The following is a 16,432-nucleotide window of genomic DNA, read 5'->3' on the forward strand; positions in this document are numbered from 1 at the left end:
GTGCCATATATCATGCAATTATTGTTGGTTGGTAATTGCAAATACCCCTTTTTTGCTGCCCACAGCCCCGAAGGCACAAGTGTGCGACGCAAGCGGCGATCAGGATTTTACCCGCTGCCTGGCTAATAATCATACAATACGATTCTTAACAAATACAGATAAAATAAATAGTGGGATGGTGATAAAAATTTTACCAGCGCTATATTTCAATCGCGTTTTAATTGTAGCTTCAAATTGCATTTTTATTGGGTACTAGTAAAAGGATGGCATATGAAAAAAATAAAAGAAAAACCTGCCACTATTGAGGCGTATATAGCAGCAGCACCGGAAGCACTGCAGGAAAGAATGCAACAATTACATGCCTGTATACTTGCTGCAACACCTGGCGCCAAAGAAGGATTGAAATGGAGTATGCCCGCCTATTCTTACCACAGGATTTTGGTTACGTTTGCTGTTTTTAAAAATCATATAGGATTTTACCCCACGCCATCTGCTGTTGAAGCGTTTGCACCACAACTTACCAAATATGCAACTGCCAGAGGCTCTGTCCAGTTCCCTCACAGCGAACCTTTACCCTTTGCACTTATTAAAAAGATGGTTCAATTCAGGGTGCAGGAAAGTCTTGCTGCTGATATTAAATGGAAGACATAAATATTGCTGCATTTTGCTTACAAAAGCAAAACAGAACAACCACCATGAGTAGATGATTTATAATAGCAGTAAGAGTTTGCTACTTGTAGGTTTTGGCAAAATTTGCAGCAAGTTGGTTTACCTCCTCATTGGTTAACCTTTGTTTGTTTGCACCAATCACCACCCTGAATGTAAAGTTTACGGACTCGCCCTTTTTTAATGCGTAATTGAGTGTTTCGGTGCCTTTGCTAAATATTTTCTGACCTAATGGATTTGCGGCAAACAAGCCATAACCACGGGCATGCCAATAAGTGGGATAGCCAATATTTTTTGGATGATCTATAATAGCCACACTAATAGTATCGTTGCCCATTTTACCGTAGAGCATACACCACTCAGCTCTGGTACTCCAGGCGGCATCGCCGGTAATACCACGACTGGTAATATAGTTGCCGGAAACAGCATGGTCATTTGCCGGTTGTACAATGGTAATATTGCCGTTGGCATCTGTAAATTCCCTTTCGTCTTTGGAAGGCAATTCCAATTCGTGTGCTACACGCAATCCTAAAAAACCATCTTTCACATCGGGCATGGTAACATCCTGCATGGCGGTTAAAGTGGTGATACGGTCTATAATGCGCAGGTTATTATATGCGGTAAAATGAAAAGTAGTCGACTCCTGTAGCAGGACATTTTTTTGAATGTCCTGCCAGTTGGCATTGTACGAAAGCAATGCATCGGTACCGCTTTGGGTGGCTGTAATGGCCGTGGTTTTTATCCAGCCATAAGAGGCTTTTTTTTCTTTGGGAATGGCAGAGGAATTGTTCCAGAAATCGAGCCCGTTTACATTTTCGTAATTAAGCCAAAGTCCAATATGATGGGGATGATCTGTTGGCTCGTTGGGACGGGACACCAATGGGTAGCCACGTGTGACAATGGTATTATCAGCTGCATAAATTGGATAGAGCACGGGCTTCTCCAGCGAATCGGGATAAATAAAACTGGTAAATGGATTCTTACCCACCAGTATATCTACCGTTTTTTGCTGCACATTGTTTACAACTGTAATACGCTGCATTTTTTGGGCATATACAAAGCCTGAAACAAATATTACCAGTGCGCAAATACTTATACGTATACACAGGAATTTTTTATTTGAATAATAAGCCGTTTTCATTTTTATTGTATTGCTGTTGATAGCACAGTTTTATTGTTGCCGTACAAGTGTGCGACGCAAGAGACGATGCCCTTTATTCTGTTGCCGGGCACACCATCTTTTAATTTATTAGCCTTTGAAAATTTTACCCCCTACCATTACTTCCTGTGTTTTTTCATCGAATGTGGCTTTTTGGCCGGCATGCGCTGATGCGGTTGTCATAAGATTGGCAATGGAATGGCTGTAACCCGCTTCTACAGGAGCATTGGGCTGTTTACGGCTACGCACACATTCCATCCAGTTACGTACATGGTTGGAGGTGAGCACATCGCCACCGGTGTTGGCAGAAGCCACCACTTTTGTTACTGCCGACAAATCTAATTCGGGCAATAAATTAGGTTGCATATTCATGGCTGCAGCAAAATCTTTTGTCAAACCACCTCTTGGGGAAACCTTGTTGGTAGATAGGTTTAACTCGCCGCCATTGGAGTAATAGATTTCTTTGGGATCTTCTTCTCCATTATCCATTCTGGAAGCAAAAGTTACCTGAAAGCCGGAGGTGGGATCATCGGCTGGACCATAGTCAAATACGGCAGTGATAGTATCCCAGTTTTTTCGTCCATCCTTCCACATGTAAATGCCGCCATTGGCTACTACACTTCTTGGGTGTTTTAAACCGCTAAACCAGTGCACGGTATCAATCTGATGGCTCATCCACTGGCCGGGCAAACCGGAAGAATAGGGCCAGAACAAACGAAATTCCAGGTATTTGCGCGGATCAAAAGATTCAAATGGCCTGTTGAGTAAATATCTTTTCCAGTCTGTATCTTCTTCTTTTAACTGGGGCAATAATGCGGTTCTACGCCAGCGACCTGGCTGGTTTACATTCCAGGTTAATTCCACCATTTTTATATCGCCAAATTTGCCTGATTTTATGAATTCATCGGCTGCATGGTAATTATCACCACTTCTTCTTTGCGAGCCAATCTGTACAATTTTTCCGGTTTCATTTACGGCTTTTAATGCAGCGCGGTTATCGGCCATAGATTCGGCAAATGGTTTTTCTACGTAGGCATCGCAACCGGCCCTAACGGCTTCTACTGTATGCAGGGCATGTTGAAAATCGGCAGTGCTGATAAACACTGCATCTGCCAGTTTTTTATCGTATAGTTCTTCGTTATTTCTGCAGACAATAATATCGTGGCCCATTTTTTCTTTCCAAATGGCAGCACCTTGTTCACGGCGCATTTTCCAGATATCTGAAACGGCGACAATATCAAAATTTAATTCTTTATAGTGATTCATAAACGAGGGAATATGAGAACCCCTGTGCCTGTCAGAAAAACCCACTACACCAACCCTTACCCTGTCGTTGGCGCCAATGATGCGCCTGTAACTTTGTGCAGACCATCCAGCTTTTGCTACCATAACACCGGCACCAGCCAATGCAGTTTGTTTAATAAAAGAACGACGTGAATTTTTCATATAAGCAATATTAATGTGTTTGATTAGTGGTAAAAGTTATGGATTTTTTCGGGCATCCATGCAGGCAATTAAATAATTTGTTTTCATGAAATGCCTAAAGGGTTGCATAGTTGCAAATAAAACAGGAAATACTTTTTGCGGGGGCCAAAAACTATTTCCTGTTTAGGTATACAATTGCCAGCGTTTTATAAAGTTAAGCTGTAGCCATCCCTGTATTCGCGTTTTACAAATTGATTGGCTTCATCAAAGTTGGTCACTTTTACATTCTTTGCATCCCACAATAGTTTTTTGCGGCCCAGGTATTTATCATCCCATCCTTTGGCGGAAGGGTTTTTCAGCATCCAGCTGCGAATGGCGAGGTTACCTATCAATATACTTTCTGCAAACGGACCTGCATATTCAAACGGAGAGCTGGTTTGCCCTTTGCCATACCCATCAATACAGGCATTTACCCATTGCAGGTAATGGCCATCTTCGCCACCCGGTACACGTGGCAGGGTTTCTGGCGGCAGGGTCTCCATCATTAAACGGGTGGGTAGCAAACGGGGGTTGGCACCATAACAATCGCACATTACCTTGCCTTTGGTGCCTTCAAATATTACGCCGCCATCCCAGTTACCCATGGCTTCACCTGGCAGCAGTTCATCGGGCCTTGGCGGTAGTAAGCCACCATCCATCCAGTTTACTTTTATTACCCCTTTACCATCTTTGCGGGGGTAGGTTAAGCGTATAATGGAGGAATTGGGGAAACTATCCGCAAAATTGCCTTCATCCCACATACCGGCCCAGCTATTGGTAACACTACATTCAAAATCAGAAGGATAATCAATGGGCAATATCCGGTATACCGGATCCATTATATGACAGGCCATATCGCCCAGCGAACCGGTGCCATAATTACACCAGCCACGCCATTTACCAGGCAGGTAGGCGGGGTTATAATCCACCATTTTAGAGGGACCAACCCATAGGTTCCAATCCAGTTCTTTGGGTACTTCAAAAGTTCCTGTTGGGGTGGGCAAGCCTTGCGGCCAAACCGGCCTGTTGGTCCAGGTATGTACAGTGTGTACTTCACCAATCATACCGGCATCTACAAACTCTTTCATTCGCCTTACGCCATCGCCAGAGCCGCCCTGATTGCCCATTTGAGTAATCACCTTATATTTTTTTGCAGCCAGGGTTAGAATGCGTGACTCGTAAATATCATGTGTTAACGGCTTTTGCGTGTATACATGTTTACCCAATTGCATGGCTGCCAGTGTGGCTACAGCATGTGTATGATCGGGTGTTGAAATAGAACAGGCGTCAATATTATTATTTTCCTTTTCCAGCAGTTCGCGATAGTCTTTATAGTATTTGGCTTTGGGGAAGCGTTTACGGGATTCCACTGCCTGTCGGTCGTCTACATCGCACAAGGCAACAATATTTACTTTGGGACTTTCGGCAAAATTTTTCAGATCGCTTTTACCCTTACCTCCTGCGCCAATACCGGCAATATTTAGTTTATCGCTGGGTGCTACAAAACCACGGCCCAATACATGGCGCGGCACAATAAAAAAACTGGCAGCGGCCATGGAGCCGTTGCGTAGAAATTTTCGGCGGGAAGCATTTTCCCTTTTGTTGGCATTTTTACTCATGATGATTTGAATTTGGCAATAATGTTAGATTGGAAATGGTGGTGAAACCAATTAGAGATAAAAAATAAAAAAACATACTCATACCAAGGTAAAAAAAATAGTGGTGCTGTTTATTTTATTTTATAGATGTTTCCGGCTAATTATCTTTATGCAACAACGGTTGTTTTGTATTTGCTACTTTGACAGGCAAATATCTCACTTGTACATTTACAACAGTATGTAGCTAATAAATGCATTATGAAGCAAGGGTAAATGGCGATAAAGATGGTTTAATAAATATTGTTTTGCATGGCTTAAAAGGACCGGTAGATAATACAAAATACCCTGATATAATGCCTGGGCAGGAAGAACATACGGATGCATACATTGCATCGGCGCTAAGTTATATCCGCAATAGTTTTGGCAATAAACAAAAAGTGGTAAGTGTTGATGATGTAAAAGAAATTCGTGCTGCCAGTAAGGGCCGAACAACAGCATTTACATTGGCAGAATTAAATGAATGGAAAAGCAAACAGCCAAAAAAATAAGCTGCAATTGCGGGCAACTATAAAATCATTCATCTTCATTTTATTTACAAATACAAAAATGCACTTACCATACACAAGTGCATTTTTGTTATTGCTGTAAGTTATATCTAAAATCAGTTTTTTTGGAGCCGGGCATTCGATTATTATAGCATCGTTCCTTGCGTCGCACACTTTAGCTGCAACAAATAAATCAGCTTTTAACAGCCAATTGCCTTATTGCACCCCAATACTTAATGAGGCAGCAGCAAGTCCGCTACTGGTTGCCCGTATAGCAATATTGCCGGCTTTATCTTTTGATTGCACCACCAGCAAACACTTACCATTAAAGGCTTTGCGGTGATTGGCTTTAAAAGATTCCATACTGGTTTGGCTGCCATTATCTACACCGGCAATAAAACCTTCTCCACTAACTGTAAACTGAATATCATTAGCTGCATAAGGAACAGGATTGCCCTCCTTATCCACCACCTGAACACTAATAAACGCAAGAGAAGTACCATCAGGTGAAATGCTTTTTTTATCAGTTAACAACTGAATACCTGCCGGTGCACCTGCCGTTTTAATGGTTTCTTCTTTTACTATTTGGCCATTTTTACGGCTAACTGCTTTTAATGTACCCGGTTCAAAAATAGTTTTCCATACCACATGCAAATCATCCCCCATTTTTTTTCTTATACCCAACGATTTACCATTCAGGTATAGTTCTACTTCGTCTGCATTGCTATAATAAGCCCAAACATCTATCGTATCGCCCGTACGCCAGTTCCAGTGTGGCAGTAAATGTAAAACCGTTTTATTGGTCCATACACTCTGGTACATATAATACACATCTTTTGGAAAACCGGCCAGATCTACAATACCAAAATAAGCGCTGCGGGCAGGCCATTCGTATGGTGTAGGTTCTCCAATATAATCAAAGCCCGTCCAAACAAACAAGCCAGATATATGATTGTATTTTTCAACTACTTTCATGGTTTCCTCATGTGTAGAACCCCAGGGGGCGGAGCAATTATCATACGCACTACAGGTGGTATCGGCATTGCCGGTAGTAAGTGGTATATCCCAACGAACAGGCCAACGGCGGATACTATCCGAAGGCATATCATAAGAACCCCTGGTTTGAAGGGCAGATACCGCTTCGGTACTGATAAAAGGTTTACCAGGCCATTTTTTTAAAACATCGGCATATTCGCTGTGATGGTAATTATATCCGGTAATATCAAATGCGCCGGAAACTAATAATTTATTCCAGGATGCAGTTTCATTGTTGGCCGTTACAATGGGGCGGGTACTATCCATGGCCTGAATTGTGGCAGCAAGTTCTTTTGAAATCAGGGTACCACTATTATCTGTACTATCGCCCCATTGCTCTGGTATTTCGTTACCGGCACTCCAGATAATTACAGAAGGATGGTTCCTGTCTCTTTGCACCTGATCCTGCAAATCCCTGATATGCCATTGATCCCAGGAAAGGTGATAATCATAGGGATTTTTTGCCTTTTTCCAAATATCAAAAGCTTCATCCATTACCAGAAAACCCATTTTATCACAAAGCTCCAGCAGTTCAGGTGCCGGGGGGTTATGAGAGGTTCTGATGGCATTACAACCCATTTCTTTTAAAATGCGTAATTGCCTTTCAATGGCATCGGTATTAATGGCAGTACCCAAACAGCCTAAATCGTGGTGCATACATACGCCCCGTATTTTAAGGTGCTGGCCGTTTAAAGAAAAGCCATCATTCACATCAAACTTACAACTGCGTATACCAAAAGTAGTTGTATACCTATCTTCTATTTTACCATTACGGGTAATTTGTGTTTCTACTTTGTACAGATAAGGATCATTTACTGACCATAGATGCGGATGTGGCAAAGGAATAAAAATGCTATCCTTTAAAACGCCACCTGCCTCAATATTAAACTGTACAGCCCCAGATGAAGAGCCAGCTACCACTTTATTGGTAGCATCATAAATAGTATGTTTTATTTGAATAGTTGCTTTTTTATCTGATACATTTTTTATAGCAGTTTGTATTTGCACTTTGGCAAATTTATCATCTATAAAGGGGGTGGAAATATAGGTACCCCAATGGTCTACAAAAACATTGCCGGTGGTTACCAACCAAACATTTCTGTAAATACCTGAGCCACTATACCAGCGTGAGTTGGGTTGTGGATCGTTATTTACTTTTACTGCAAGCACATTTTTGGCATTGCCATATTGCAAATAAGGGGTTAACTCGTATCTGAAACCTATATATCCGTTGGGCCTGATACCCAATGAATGGCCATTAATAAACACTTCGCTATTGCAATACACGCCATCAAAATCTATAAATACATGCTGGCCTTTGGTCATATCGGGTAATACAAATGTTTTTCTATACCAGCCAACTCCACCCCTTAATGCACCACCGCCGGTACCAGTTGGACTTGATTTATCAAATGGTAATTCTATACTCCAATCGTGGGGTAGGTTTAGCGTTCGCCAGGCGGCATCGTTAAATGCAGTACCCTGGGCATCTTTATCTTCGCCTAAGTAAAATTTCCAGTTGTTATTAAAATTGGTGCTGCGGGTAACTGTGGATTGGGCATTACTGTTTACTACTGCTATTAAGCTTATAAAAAGCAACAGCAGGTAATTTTTTATCTGTATCATGGTGGGGAATTAAATGGTTGTCAAAATTACACTTAAAAACAATGACAACCTCAAAATGGCAGCTAATTTGTTGCGCCAGGTTATGCAGTACAAGAGTGCGACGCAAGTAAAGCCGGGGCCGGGCACTATTGCCCGGCCAACAGCTATTTTATTTTTTATCAACTACCATGCAAACTGCACCTAATGCGGGTACGGTAATTTTTATACCGCCTGTTGTAGTTGCCGATTTGGCTTTTAGGCTGGCATAGTTGGCGGGGCCACCAGCATCACCATAAGGACTATTGCCATTGATGAGTACCTTGCGGGAGAACTCGCCATTATCATTGCTACCTTCGAGGGTATACCAGTAATACCTGCTACCGGTAGCAAAATTTTTAAGTTTAATTTCTGCCGATAAGGCTGCACCTGTAGTATTTACAATAGTAATATTTGCCTGCCCCGAGGTATAGGTAGACGCATAGGTTTTTAAACCTGCATTACCCGACACTGTTGCATTTACCAATCTATCGCCCAATAATTTTTGAAACAGGTACAGGTAATAAAAAGATGGGCGGGGGCTCCATTTGGCTACTCCAGGCTCATCGCCGGGACTAAAAAGACCATGGTCGTTACCATTACTCCATCCATTCATTAAATCCCAGCGGGCGGCCAGGCCATATTTGTTTTTTATGGCTTCGCCCAATACCAACACGCCAAAAGCACCACTAACATTTGATACCTGTTGTTTGGAATCTTTTGCCCACATATTCCACTCGTCCATTACAACGGGTTTAACAGCAGCACCGTTGGTTTGCAATTTTTGTGAAACGTAATTTATTACTTGTTGCGGTATGGTGGTTGCGGCAGCAAAGATGGTAGCCGCATTGGAATTTTGATCGTATGGGGTAAAGTAGTTGTGTACCACATAAAAATCGGCTTTATTATTTATGCCGGTCATCATGCCTGTGTTCCAGGTTTTGGCTGTGGTAGTTTGCCATGGCTCTGTAGCTTCGGCATCTAAAGTTACCGCACCTATATATATTTTTTTGCCAATTTGGGCAGCGGCTTGCTGCATAGAATCTACAAATACCTGAAAATGCTGGGCGTATAAGGCCCCGGTAATATACAATGGTTGCCCATCTTTATTTAATGCCTGATCGATACGATAGCCCCATTCCCAGTCGCCAAAATTTTCATTACCTATTTCCCAATATTGGGTGCGGCCATTATCATATCGTACCCAATCGGCCGCAAGATGTGCAGCTGTAGCCACCGGATTATCGCTGGTACCATAACGGGCATAGGCGTAGTTGATGGTAATAATGCCCTGATTACCGGTTTGTTGTAATAAGGTATAATAGTTGTCTAACGAGCATTGCCAGTTATAAGTGGTTTTGCCATAAATATAACCGGGATCTTTTTTGTTACCATCCTTATCAACAAGTGTAGCGGGTGCACCGGCTGGATTAACGCCTTGCTCTGCATTCCAGAAATAAGCATCGCTGGAGCTGCCACCGGGGAAACGAATAATATCAGGATGCAGGTTAGTTATATTGGTTACAGCACCGGGAATAGTGTTGGCGGGCCCCATCCACCAAACCGCATTATGACCAAAAACGGTAAATGGAATTTTTGTGATAATATTCGATGCATCTACAGTAATTGTATTACTGGCAGTGGCTGGTACTGTACCATCTTCATAAGCGGGTGCGGTAAAACTGCGGGGTTTCCAATCATCTAAAAAAAAGCCAATGGTATTTGCCAAAGGTGGGTCGATAGCTGGTTCTATTACCACAGTAGTATCGCCACCACCCGGGGTAACTACACCGCCACCCGATGATTTTTTTGAACAAGCCCAAAAAAGGCTGCACATTCCTACACACAAAAACAGAGGAAAAATAATTTGTTTGCTACTCATTGGTTTTATTCAATTTAATCATAATAGCGTTATTAAAATACCGACAATACAGTTCCGGAAAATTTATTGACCCGGCTATGCAGGTACTATGAGCTTTACTTGCGTCGCACACTTTTACTACAACAACTGAATTGAGCAAAAGGCAAGGCAAAAATTACTGCTTTTTATACAACCAATACTCACCTGATGAACAAAGAACAGCACCCTGAACCGAGCGTGGCAAGTAAAGCTACATTAATTTGTTATAGCCGGCTACCAAAACAACAGTATAAAAATGTGCCTGCAACAACAACAAAACGTATACACATTTGCGTTGTAGCAGGCTACATTAATTGCCTCTAACTGCCTGTTATAAAAGTATGGGATAAAAAGCCCTTACCGCTTGTGCTTAACTACTCTTTTGAAAACATGATATTATCGAAATAAATTGTTTTACCGGCTTCGAAAAGTTGAAAGGTTACATTGTTAACATCTGTAACACCCGGATAATCTACAGCCAGTTCATATTTATAATATGTCCATTTATTGGCATTGATGGTAACTACTTTTACATTACCCCAGTTTAACCAGAACTGAACATTTTTATCTACATCGGCACCTTTAGCCCAAAAGCTAAAATATTTGTACCCACTAAGGTTAATATTGCCACCGCCCAATTGCATACCGCCCCAGGCACCGGCTGGGTCATAAGCTGCCTTCATGCTGGAAAGACCGGTAATGGTAACATCTCCAGAGGCATTATAATCGCCACCCCAACCCCAGTTTTGAAAACCGTTATCCAGCTGATCTGAAAAAACCGTAGCCGCATTTGCTACGTTTACAAATTCCATACTGGTTACCAAATCTCCGGTTGCATTGGTAATTCTAAGGTTGCCCCTGTTTACACTGGTTGCCGGCATAGATACCACTAATTGTTTTTTTGATTTTGAAACAATAGTGGCGTGATCATTAGTACCTTCAATTACCACACTGCTAACATCATCCAGGTTATTCCCGCTAAGTGTTACGTTGGTACCCGCCTGAAAATCGGTAGGGAAAGCAGTGGTAACACCGGGATAGGCCAATACTTTAAAAGGCACTACCAGGGTTTTACCTGCGCTATTGGTAAAAACAATATTTTGTGGTCCACCCAATGCGGTATCGGGCACTCTGAATACCAGGGCGGTTTCAGTATTTAGTGTACTAAAAAATGGAGCGGGTACGCTATCATTAGAGAATACAACGCTACGGATATCGCCCAGGCCAGTTCCTGTTAAGGTTAATACCACACCACCGGCTGCAGAATCGGGACTAATACCGGCTGATACAGGATTACCCGGAGACACGGAAGGGCTGCCATCGGAATCTTTTTGGCAGGCACTTACAGCCATTGCAAGTGTTGCAAACAGAAGCAATGTGCTGATGAATGATTTACTACATATCTTGTTCATATAAATGTGTATGATTAAATATTAATAATAAGGTACTGGTTCTTTTGCCAACTCAGGATCTTGCAAAATTTCTCCTGCGGGAATAGGCAGAAACATATATTGCTCAGAGAAAGTTACATGTTGGGGATAGTCCATTGTACCTCTATCCTGTGCTTCAATAATTTGTTTGGCTTTGGTATAACCCTGGCGTTGAATATCAAACCAATAATCGCCTTCAAAAGCAAACTCTACACGACGCTCATGTAAAACATCTTCCAGGGTAATTGATGATTTTGGCAACAAGCCTGCCCGCTGACGTACCTTATTAAATGCAGATAATGCAGCTGCATCTGAAGTTGAACCTTGTTCACCCAATACTGCTTCGGCATAAATAAGCAATACATCTGCATAACGCAGTATAATGGTATTTATACCAGAGTTCATACCCAATACGGTTTCGCCGCCAAAGGATTTTCCGGGACCTACCACATATTTTGCGATATTGGCACGGGTAGCATTTTTTTGGCCACCTTCGCCTGAAGGTTGGATAGTATCGTACACATAACCATTGGCCATAAATGAATTATAGGCAGCACTTGAATTGGTTGGTTTCCATTCAGATTTTGTCCAGCCATGTTCCATCATAGAACCTTTACGGCGAATATCACCTGATTCAAATGCATTTCTAATATCCATTGATGGAGTATATAATTCCCACATGGAAGCTTCGGCTGTAGCCAGATTGCTTGGGCCACGGTCTGGATTTTTTTGATTACCAGAACCCCATGGATTACCAGTTAGCTGATGCTGAATAGAAAACATTGCCTCTATATTGTTATTATAGGCACTGGAGTTAAACATGGCACCGTAATCCTGTACCAGATCGTATTTGCCGGAATTAATTACTTCTTCGGCTTTTATTTTAGCACTATCATAATCTTTACGATATAGGTACAATTTAGCCATCATGCCCTTAGCGGAGTATTTGGTTACTCTGCCTGGCACATCTTCTTCGGGCAAACCGGCTTCAGCTAGTTTTAGTTCTTCCAAAGCAAATTGTAATACATCAGATTTTATGTACCTGGGCACATTGGTATTACCTGATAATATCAATGCACCGGGATCGTTTACAATGGGTGCATCGCCCCATAAACGGGCAATATAAAAATAAACTGTACCTTTTATAAAGTGACATTCAGCAATAGCTGGGTCAAGAAAAGCGGCGTTACCACCCTGTGCTTTCTTCTGCTCAAAAGCCTGAATTAAGGAGCTTGTCCAGCCACCAATTTTATAGAATACTTTCCAGGCATCAGCAATACGAACGGATGTGGAAGCAAAAGAAAAATTAAGGAATGGAGGATCATCACCGCCACCGGTATATTCATTACCTGCCATTACATCACCAATTGCATCCATGGCCCGGTTTTCATAACCCGACCAGGGCAGTCCGTATAAGGTACTTGTGGCACCTCTTACTTCTTCGGCAGTATTATAAAAATTGGATACGGTTGTTCCATCAAGGGTTGGCCGATCCAGAAAATCTTTTTTGCACGATACCAGTGTTAATACCAGTACGAGCATAGAGACCAGCATTTTATTTTTAATCAGTTTCATAGTATTAATTTTTGAAAATTAAAATTCAACATTTGCACCAATGGTTACAGAACGTGGGTTTGGATAGTGTCCCATATCAATATTCTGTAGCCTGATATTATTGTTAAATACGCCCACTTCGGGATCGTATCCGCTGTAACTGGTAAATGTGTACAGGTTTTGAACAGATACATAAAAACGCATACTTGTCATCATTGCCTTTTTAGCAATTTTTTCCGGCATACGATAACCAATGGTTATATTTTGAATACGCAGATAGGAACCATCTTCAATATACCTGTCAGATACATACACGTTGTTTACATTGGTATTGCTAAACCTGGGTAAGTCTCCATTGATATTATCCGCAGTATACCTGTTCAATACGCTGGTTAACTGGTTATAATAGGGGTTATCCATTTTCTCAGTTTGCCAACGAAGGAAATTGTAGATTTTTGACCCATAGCTGCCCTGGACAAATATTGATGCATCAAAATTTTTATACTTGAACGTATTGGTTAAGCCATAAGTAAATTTGGGCAATGGGCTACCAATATTGGTAATATCACCCTCATCGATTTTCTTATCATTATTTATGTCTTTGAACCTTATATCCCCTAACCAGGTATGTGTTGCATCAATTGAATATCCAAACTGTGGCATACTGGCATCCAGTTCTTCCTGTGTACGGAAAATGCCATCAGTTTGCAAACCATAGAAGGTACCTACTGCATCTGATGCTACTGTTTTGGTAAGGGTATAATTATCATAATAAACCTTTCCATAAAGCGCTGCACCAGTTACCAGTCTGTCTAATTGATTTTTATAATGTGTAAAAATCAGATTGGTATTCCAGGTAAAATTCTTATTGGTAATATTATGGGTAGTAATACTTAAATCTATCCCTGTATTGGTCATTTGCCCCACATTGATCAACGGGCCGGTTAAATCGTCCCAGCTATCCCCAAGACCAACAGTTCTGCCAGCAGTACCAATGATTAGCATATTAGTAGTGGTTTTCTTATACACATCCACTGTTAAATCAATCTTTCCTTTTAATATACCTACATCAATACCTGCATTTTGTGTAACTACCGATTCCCATGTTACATCAGGATTAGCAATACCCGTTAAGAAATTAGATCCGGAACCAAAGCCCACAGGACCTGCCCAAAAGCGCACACCGCCTGTATAAAAAGGACGGGCAGCACCACCAGGAGGGTTTTGATTACCTACTGCACCATAACCTACCCTTAATTTCAAATAGCTAAAGGTAGATTTCCAATTTTCTGCAAATTTTTCATTGGTAATTGTCCAACCGGCAGATGCACCTGGGAAATAACCCCAGCGATTTGTAGGCCCGAAATTAGAAGAACCGTCTGCCCTCATACTTACTGAAAGGGAGTACCTGTTGTCGTAGGTATAATTACCTCTGGCAAAATAGGATTCTGCGGCCCAATCGCCTTTACCGCCACCTAATTCCCAGGTAGTTTTATCACTGTTACCTGCATTTAAATCAGGAATACCGGCCTGCAGATCTACTTTTTTACCACTCATGCCTTCATAATAACTATACTGCATTTCGTGACCGGCAGTTACATTAATACCATGTTTGCCCCAATATTTATTATAGGTTAAATAATTTCTGAGGGAATAATAATAGCTATTGCCTTTATATTCAAATAACTGGCTTTGCAGGCTGGAAGGCCCAATATAGCCTGATTGTTGTACTGCCTGATTATTATTAAGCCCAATTGAATAAGAAACCTCATTACGAAATGAAAGATTCTTTGATAATTGTAAATCAGCATACACATTACCAAACACTTGAGAACTGATAGATTTATTACCTCTTAATTGTGCCCTTGCTACCGGATTATCTGAAGCATATTGATAGCCGCTAATTACATTACCACCACCCCAGGTGCCATCCAGATTTTTTAATGGAATTAATGGGTTTTGAATAGCGCCCCACCAAATAGTGCCTTCAGCCGCATCGGCCAATGTTACATTTTGTGTGGTTCTTGATACATTGGAACTAACACCCACTTTTAACCATGTTTTTAATTGGTTATCCAGGTTAAAACGCATGGCATAACGGTTAAAGTCAGATCCAATCAAAATGCCTGTCTGATCAAAATAGTTTAGCGATAAATAATAAGTAGTTTTATCCTTGCCGCCAGAAAAACTCAGGTTATGATCCTGTATATTTCCATTCTGGAAAATGGCATCCTGCCAATCGGTACCGCGACCTAATACGGATGGATCTTTAAATTCCTCAGTAGAATCCCTGCCCAATTCGCCTACAATAGAGTTTTGATAAGTAGCAAATTGCTGCAGGTTCATTAAATCCAATTTACGGTATACCTGCTGCTGGCCATAATACACATCGTAGTTAATTTTGCCTTCGCCCGATTTACCTTTTTTGGTGGTAATTAATATTACACCGTTGGCTGCTTCAGAACCGTAAATAGCTTGTGCCGATGCATCTTTTAATACATCAATTGATTCAATATCGTTGGGGTTGATAGTTGACATTACGCTATTGCTTGTTTGGCCGTCTGAGCCGCCTAAACCTGCAAAACCGGCATTGGTTTTTTCACTGTTTCTAAAACGTACTCCATCAATTACAATCAAGGGGTCGTTACTGTTAATACTGGTTACACCACGCACCCTTAGCGATACGCCACCACCAGGCTGGCCACTGTTATTTACCACATTTAAACCAGCTACTTTTCCCTGCAAAGCCTGGTCTATACCAGCTACGGGAAGGTCTTTTAATTGCTTTTGATTTACCGATGAAATGGAGGAGGTGATATTGGCCCTTTTGGTAACGCCATAACCAATTACTACCACATCATTCAGGCTTTGTGTTATAGGCATCAAAGTAATTTCCATAATGCCCGAGGCAGTAATGGCAGTTTCTACTTTTTGCATACCTACATAAGAGAAAATGATGGTGGCGGCTTTTGCCGGCACATCAAATGCAAATACACCCTGTGCATTGGTAACCGTAACATTTTTGGCATCTTTTACCTGTACAGTTACGCCTGCAATTGCAGCACCTTTATCGTCTTTAACGGTGCCGGTGACCCGTTTTGCTGCGCCATTATTTTGCGCAAACAAACCAGGCAACATAAGTAGCAGTGCACATAAGGTGCAAAGCAACTTTGTTATTCTTTTTAATTTAGTTCGTGTCATTAGCAAACAATTAGTGGTTAATAAAAAATATATGTCTCTACATAGTTCATTTACATTGTTGTACCGGCTGTAGCCCAATGGGCATCGCCGCTTGCGTCGCACTCTTGTACTTTGGGCCTTATGGCAACTGATACCAAATTTTGCAGTTCTTTTGTTGTTCCTCCACTGCCCCATATTGTTCCGAACCCTGAACCGAGCGTGGCAGGTAAAGCTCATTGCTTTTACCTGGCTGGCTACCA

At 41.6% G+C, this 16,432-nt stretch carries 10 protein-coding genes; 2 read left to right on the forward strand and 8 right to left on the reverse strand.

All coding sequences use genetic code 11. The features are described from left to right. Window positions 1-270 precede the first annotated feature (270 nt). Window positions 271-651, forward strand: a complete 381-nt coding sequence (locus tag GD597_RS20795) for an iron chaperone (protein ID WP_171609845.1) — start codon at window positions 271-273, stop codon at window positions 649-651. 79 nt (window positions 652-730) lie between these two features. On the opposite strand, the gene GD597_RS20800 is transcribed toward GD597_RS20795, so the two are convergent. The 3 genes from GD597_RS20800 to GD597_RS20810 form a co-directional block, all read right to left on the reverse strand. Beyond that, a complete protein-coding gene (locus GD597_RS20800; RefSeq protein WP_171609846.1) occupies window positions 731-1,807 on the reverse strand; it encodes a DUF6807 domain-containing protein in 1,077 nt (358 codons plus the stop codon). 108 nt (window positions 1,808-1,915) lie between these two features. Then, window positions 1,916-3,271, reverse strand: a complete 1,356-nt coding sequence (locus tag GD597_RS20805; protein WP_171609847.1) for a Gfo/Idh/MocA family protein — start codon at window positions 3,269-3,271, stop codon at window positions 1,916-1,918. A gap of 185 nt (window positions 3,272-3,456) precedes the next feature. Continuing rightward, complete coding sequence (locus GD597_RS20810) at window positions 3,457-4,908, reverse strand: Gfo/Idh/MocA family protein (protein ID WP_171609848.1); 1,452 nt, start codon at window positions 4,906-4,908, stop codon at window positions 3,457-3,459. 230 nt (window positions 4,909-5,138) lie between these two features. Between GD597_RS20810 and GD597_RS20815 the strand changes: the two genes are divergently transcribed. Beyond that, the gene (locus tag GD597_RS20815; protein ID WP_171609849.1) at window positions 5,139-5,435 is read left to right on the forward strand and encodes a c-type cytochrome; all 297 of its coding nucleotides are present in this window, start codon (window positions 5,139-5,141) and stop codon (window positions 5,433-5,435) included. 213 nt (window positions 5,436-5,648) lie between these two features. Here the strand turns inward: GD597_RS20815 and galB are convergent, their stop codons facing one another. The 5 genes from galB to GD597_RS20840 all read right to left on the reverse strand — a co-directional run bounded on the left by galB (window position 5,649) and on the right by GD597_RS20840 (window position 16,193). Continuing rightward, a complete protein-coding gene (gene galB, locus GD597_RS20820; protein WP_171609850.1) occupies window positions 5,649-8,093 on the reverse strand; it encodes a beta-galactosidase GalB in 2,445 nt (814 codons plus the stop codon). A gap of 148 nt (window positions 8,094-8,241) precedes the next feature. Next, window positions 8,242-9,990 carry an alpha-L-arabinofuranosidase gene (locus tag GD597_RS20825; RefSeq protein WP_171609851.1) on the reverse strand — a complete coding sequence of 583 codons (1,749 nt, stop codon included), beginning with the start codon at window positions 9,988-9,990 and terminating at the stop codon, window positions 8,242-8,244. Between the two features lie 392 nt (window positions 9,991-10,382). Next, a complete protein-coding gene (locus GD597_RS20830) occupies window positions 10,383-11,420 on the reverse strand; it encodes an IPT/TIG domain-containing protein (protein ID WP_171609852.1) in 1,038 nt (345 codons plus the stop codon). 21 nt (window positions 11,421-11,441) lie between these two features. Continuing rightward, window positions 11,442-13,013 carry a RagB/SusD family nutrient uptake outer membrane protein gene (locus GD597_RS20835; RefSeq protein ID WP_171609853.1) on the reverse strand — a complete coding sequence of 524 codons (1,572 nt, stop codon included), beginning with the start codon at window positions 13,011-13,013 and terminating at the stop codon, window positions 11,442-11,444. A gap of 18 nt (window positions 13,014-13,031) precedes the next feature. Continuing rightward, on the reverse strand, window positions 13,032-16,193 hold the full coding sequence (locus GD597_RS20840; RefSeq protein ID WP_171609854.1) for a SusC/RagA family TonB-linked outer membrane protein: 3,162 nt from the start codon (window positions 16,191-16,193) through the stop codon (window positions 13,032-13,034). Between the last annotated feature and the right edge of the window lie 239 nt (window positions 16,194-16,432).

It is taken from the genome of Limnovirga soli, from assembly GCF_013106755.1.
Classification (GTDB): Bacteria; Bacteroidota; Bacteroidia; order Chitinophagales; family Chitinophagaceae; genus Limnovirga; species Limnovirga soli.

Coding starts and splice junctions, on each gene's coding strand:
- GD597_RS20805 (WP_171609847.1), bottom strand. CDS start 3,271: ATGAAAAATTCACGTCGTTCTTTTATTAAACAAACTGCATTGGCTGGT.
- GD597_RS20795 (WP_171609845.1), top strand. CDS start 271: ATGAAAAAAATAAAAGAAAAACCTGCCACTATTGAGGCGTATATAGCA.
- GD597_RS20835 (WP_171609853.1), bottom strand. CDS start 13,013: ATGAAACTGATTAAAAATAAAATGCTGGTCTCTATGCTCGTACTGGTA.
- galB (WP_171609850.1), bottom strand. CDS start 8,093: ATGATACAGATAAAAAATTACCTGCTGTTGCTTTTTATAAGCTTAATA.
- GD597_RS20825 (WP_171609851.1), bottom strand. CDS start 9,990: ATGAGTAGCAAACAAATTATTTTTCCTCTGTTTTTGTGTGTAGGAATG.
- GD597_RS20810 (WP_171609848.1), bottom strand. CDS start 4,908: ATGAGTAAAAATGCCAACAAAAGGGAAAATGCTTCCCGCCGAAAATTT.
- GD597_RS20800 (WP_171609846.1), bottom strand. CDS start 1,807: ATGAAAACGGCTTATTATTCAAATAAAAAATTCCTGTGTATACGTATA.
- GD597_RS20840 (WP_171609854.1), bottom strand. CDS start 16,193: ATGACACGAACTAAATTAAAAAGAATAACAAAGTTGCTTTGCACCTTA.
- GD597_RS20815 (WP_171609849.1), top strand. CDS start 5,139: ATGCATTATGAAGCAAGGGTAAATGGCGATAAAGATGGTTTAATAAAT.
- GD597_RS20830 (WP_171609852.1), bottom strand. CDS start 11,420: ATGAACAAGATATGTAGTAAATCATTCATCAGCACATTGCTTCTGTTT.